Here is a 5196-nt window from a genome sequence, read left to right as displayed (position 1 = left end):
TAAAGCTAAGCGACTTCCATATCTCACAGGGGGCAACCCCCAACTACTTCCGGCGTTCTAGGGCTTAACTTCTGTGTTCGGCATGGGTACAGGTGTATCTCCTAGGCTATCGTCACTTAACTCTGAGTAATACCTACTCAAAATTGAATATCTATTCAAACCAAGAAAACCGTTCGCTTTCATATTCTCAGTTACTTTGGATAAGTCCTCGAGCTATTAGTATTAGTCCGCTACATGTGTCGCCACACTTCCACTTCTAACCTATCTACCTGATCATCTCTCAGGGCTCTTACTGATATAAAATCATGGGAAATCTCATCTTGAGGTGGGTTTCACACTTAGATGCTTTCAGCGTTTATCCCTTCCCTACATAGCTACCCAGCGATGCCTTTGGCAAGACAACTGGTACACCAGCGGTAAGTCCACTCTGGTCCTCTCGTACTAGGAGCAGATCCTCTCAAATTTCCTACGCCCGCGACGGATAGGGACCGAACTGTCTCACGACGTTCTGAACCCAGCTCGCGTGCCGCTTTAATGGGCGAACAGCCCAACCCTTGGGACCGACTACAGCCCCAGGATGCGACGAGCCGACATCGAGGTGCCAAACCTCCCCGTCGATGTGAACTCTTGGGGGAGATAAGCCTGTTATCCCCAGGGTAGCTTTTATCCGTTGAGCGATGGCCCTTCCATACGGAACCACCGGATCACTAAGCCCGACTTTCGTCCCTGCTCGAGTTGTAGCTCTCGCAGTCAAGCTCCCTTATACCTTTACACTCTGCGAATGATTTCCAACCATTCTGAGGGAACCTTTGGGCGCCTCCGTTACCTTTTAGGAGGCGACCGCCCCAGTCAAACTGCCCGTCAGACACTGTCTCCGATAGGGATCACCTATCCGGGTTAGAGTGGCCATAACACAAGGGTAGTATCCCAACAACGTCTCCTTCGAAACTGGCGTCCCGATCTCATAGACTCCTACCTATCCTGTACATGTGGTACAGACACTCAATATCAAACTGCAGTAAAGCTCCATGGGGTCTTTCCGTCCTGTCGCGGGTAACCTGCATCTTCACAGGTACTAAAATTTCACCGAGTCTCTCGTTGAGACAGTGCCCAAATCATTACGCCTTTCGTGCGGGTCGGAACTTACCCGACAAGGAATTTCGCTACCTTAGGACCGTTATAGTTACGGCCGCCGTTTACTGGGGCTTCAATTCATACCTTCGCTTACGCTAAGCACTCCTCTTAACCTTCCAGCACCGGGCAGGCGTCACCCCCTATACATCATCTTACGATTTAGCAGAGAGCTGTGTTTTTGATAAACAGTTGCTTGGGCCTATTCACTGCGGCTGACGTAAAGTCAGCACCCCTTCTCCCGAAGTTACGGGGTCATTTTGCCGAGTTCCTTAACGAGAGTTCTCTCGCTCACCTGAGGCTACTCGCCTCGACTACCTGTGTCGGTTTGCGGTACGGGTAGAGTATGTTTAAACGCTAGAAGCTTTTCTTGGCAGTGTGACGTCACTAACTTCGCTACTAAACTTCGCTCCCCATCACAGCTCAATGTTATAGAACTAAGCATTTGACTCAGTTCACACCTCACTGCTTAGACAGACACTTCCAATCGTCTGCTTTAGTTAGCCTACTGCGTCCCTCCATCACTACATACTCTAGTACAGGAATATCAACCTGTTGTCCATCGGATACACCTTTCGGTCTCTCCTTAGGTCCCGACTAACCCAGGGCGGACGAGCCTTCCCCTGGAAACCTTAGTCTTACGGTGGACAGGATTCTCACCTGTCTTTCGCTACTCATACCGGCATTCTCACTTCTATGCGTTCCAGCACTCCTCACGGTACACCTTCATCACACATAGAACGCTCTCCTACCATACCTATAAAGGTATCCACAGCTTCGGTAAATTGTTTTAGCCCCGGTACATTTTCGGCGCAGGGTCACTCGACTAGTGAGCTATTACGCACTCTTTGAATGAATAGCTGCTTCTAAGCTAACATCCTAGTTGTCTGTGCAACCCCACATCCTTTTCCACTTAACAATTATTTTGGGACCTTAGCTGGTGGTCTGGGCTGTTTCCCTTTCGACTACGGATCTTAGCACTCGCAGTCTGACTGCCGACCATAATTCATTGGCATTCGGAGTTTATCTGAGATTGGTAATCCGGGATGGACCCCTCACCCAAACAGTGCTCTACCTCCAAGAATCTTTATGTCGACGCTAGCCCTAAAGCTATTTCGGAGAGAACCAGCTATCTCCAAGTTCGTTTGGAATTTCTCCGCTACCCACAAGTCATCCAAGCACTTTTCAACGTGCCCTGGTTCGGTCCTCCAGTGCGTCTTACCGCACCTTCAACCTGCTCATGGGTAGGTCACATGGTTTCGGGTCTACGTCATGATACTAATTCGCCCTATTCAGACTCGGTTTCCCTACGGCTCCGTCTCTTCAACTTAACCTCGCATCATAACGTAACTCGCCGGTTCATTCTACAAAAGGCACGCTCTCACCCATTAACGGGCTCGAACTTGTTGTAGGCACACGGTTTCAGGTTCTATTTCACTCCCCTCCCGGGGTGCTTTTCACCTTTCCCTCACGGTACTGGTTCACTATCGGTCACTAGGGAGTATTTAGGGTTGGGAGATGGTCCTCCCAGATTCCGACGGGATTTCACGTGTCCCGCCGTACTCAGGATACTGCTAGGTACAAAGACTATTTTAAATACGAGGCTATTACTCTCTTTGGCTGATCTTCCCAAATCATTCTTCTATAATCTTTGAGTCCACATTGCAGTCCTACAACCCCGAAGAGTAAACTCTTCGGTTTGCCCTCCTGCCGTTTCGCTCGCCGCTACTAAGGCAATCGCTTTTGCTTTCTCTTCCTGCAGCTACTTAGATGTTTCAGTTCACTGCGTCTTCCTCCTCACATCCTTAACAGATGCGGGTAACAGGTAGTACCTGTTGGGTTCCCCCATTCGGAAATCCCTGGATCATCGCTTACTTACAGCTACCCAAGGCATATCGTCGTTTGTCACGTCCTTCTTCGGCTCCTAGTGCCAAGGCATCCACCGTGCGCCCTTATTAACTTAACCTTATTTTTCTGACCTTTCAGTCATAAACTCTTATTAATACTACAGCGTTTTCGGTTTATTTTCTTGTTACTATTTGATATAGATATTCAATTTTCAATGTGCATTACTTGGTGATCTCTCACCAATGGAGCCTAGCGGGATCGAACCGCTGACCTCCTGCGTGCAAAGCAGGCGCTCTCCCAGCTGAGCTAAGGCCCCACAAGACCTCTCAAGACTAAACAAGACCAATGCGCAGTTCCTTTTCCTTAGAAAGGAGGTGATCCAGCCGCACCTTCCGATACGGCTACCTTGTTACGACTTCACCCCAATCATCTATCCCACCTTAGGCGGCTGGCTCCTTACGGTTACCTCACCGACTTCGGGTGTTACAAACTCTCGTGGTGTGACGGGCGGTGTGTACAAGGCCCGGGAACGTATTCACCGCGGCGTGCTGATCCGCGATTACTAGCGATTCCGACTTCATGTAGGCGAGTTGCAGCCTACAATCCGAACTGAGACTGGCTTTAAGAGATTAGCTTGCCGTCACCGGCTTGCGACTCGTTGTACCAGCCATTGTAGCACGTGTGTAGCCCAGGTCATAAGGGGCATGATGATTTGACGTCATCCCCACCTTCCTCCGGTTTATTACCGGCAGTCTCGCTAGAGTGCCCAACTGAATGATGGCAACTAACAATAGGGGTTGCGCTCGTTGCGGGACTTAACCCAACATCTCACGACACGAGCTGACGACAACCATGCACCACCTGTCACCTCTGTCCCGAAGGAAAGCTCTATCTCTAGAGTGGTCAGAGGGATGTCAAGACCTGGTAAGGTTCTTCGCGTTGCTTCGAATTAAACCACATGCTCCACCGCTTGTGCGGGCCCCCGTCAATTCCTTTGAGTTTCAACCTTGCGGTCGTACTCCCCAGGCGGAGTGCTTAATGCGTTAGCTGCGGCACTAAACCCCGGAAAGGGTCTAACACCTAGCACTCATCGTTTACGGCGTGGACTACCAGGGTATCTAATCCTGTTTGCTCCCCACGCTTTCGAGCCTCAGCGTCAGTTACAAGCCAGAGAGCCGCTTTCGCCACCGGTGTTCCTCCATATATCTACGCATTTCACCGCTACACATGGAATTCCACTCTCCCCTCTTGCACTCAAGTTAAACAGTTTCCAAAGCGTACTATGGTTAAGCCACAGCCTTTAACTTCAGACTTATCTAACCGCCTGCGCTCGCTTTACGCCCAATAAATCCGGACAACGCTCGGGACCTACGTATTACCGCGGCTGCTGGCACGTAGTTAGCCGTCCCTTTCTGGTAAGATACCGTCACAGTGTGAACTTTCCACTCTCACACTCGTTCTTCTCTTACAACAGAGCTTTACGATCCGAAAACCTTCTTCACTCACGCGGCGTTGCTCGGTCAGACTTCCGTCCATTGCCGAAGATTCCCTACTGCTGCCTCCCGTAGGAGTCTGGGCCGTGTCTCAGTCCCAGTGTGGCCGATCACCCTCTCAGGTCGGCTATGTATCGTCGCCTTGGTGAGCCGTTACCCCACCAACTAGCTAATACAACGCAGGTCCATCTGGTAGTGATGCAATTGCACCTTTTAAGCAAATGTCATGCAACATCTACTCTTATGCGGTATTAGCTATCGTTTCCAATAGTTATCCCCCGCTACCAGGCAGGTTACCTACGCGTTACTCACCCGTTCGCAACTCATCCGGAGAAGCAAGCTCCTCCTTCAGCGTTCTACTTGCATGTATTAGGCACGCCGCCAGCGTTCGTCCTGAGCCAGGATCAAACTCTCATTAAAAGTTTGAGTTCTCACTCATTTCTGTCACTGACAGATTTATTGTTTTTTTCATTGTTCAGTACTACAACCTTAGTTGTAGTGCCCTGCACATTGGTTCGTCTTGTTCAGTTTTCAAAGGTCTTTGTCACTCGCTTCTCTCAAGCGACAACTATATTAGTATATCACAGGTGCTTTCGCTTGTCAACACTTTTTTGAAACTTTTTTAATCTTTTTTCATCAAGTGTTCCATCCGCAACATACCATAGTCCGTACGGGATTCGAACCCGTGTTACCGCCGTGAAAAGGCGGTGTCTTAACCCCTTGA

Annotated in this window: 1 tRNA gene and 3 rRNA genes; all 4 read right to left on the bottom strand. The window is 49.7% G+C overall.

The window, feature by feature from the left end:
• Positions 1 to 4: 4 nt before the first annotated feature.
• Positions 5 to 120, bottom strand: a 5S ribosomal RNA gene (gene rrf, locus F9B91_RS10925).
• A 76-nt stretch (positions 121 to 196) separates the two neighbouring features.
• Positions 197 to 3097 (bottom strand): 23S ribosomal RNA (locus tag F9B91_RS10920).
• A 125-nt stretch (positions 3098 to 3222) separates the two neighbouring features.
• Positions 3223 to 3295: transfer RNA gene (locus tag F9B91_RS10915), tRNA-Ala, on the bottom strand.
• Between the two features lie 51 nt (positions 3296 to 3346).
• Positions 3347 to 4892: ribosomal RNA gene (locus F9B91_RS10910) — 16S ribosomal RNA — on the bottom strand.
• Together the 16S, 23S and 5S rRNA genes with 1 tRNA gene alongside form the textbook arrangement of a ribosomal RNA operon.
• Positions 4893 to 5196: the final 304 nt, after the last annotated feature.

Origin of the sequence: Streptococcus mitis (assembly GCF_008763935.1) — a bacterium.
GTDB lineage: Bacteria > Bacillota > Bacilli > Lactobacillales > Streptococcaceae > Streptococcus > Streptococcus mitis_DB.
The sequence above is the reverse complement of the archived record's forward strand: the minus strand, read 5'-3'. Positions and strand labels throughout refer to the sequence as shown.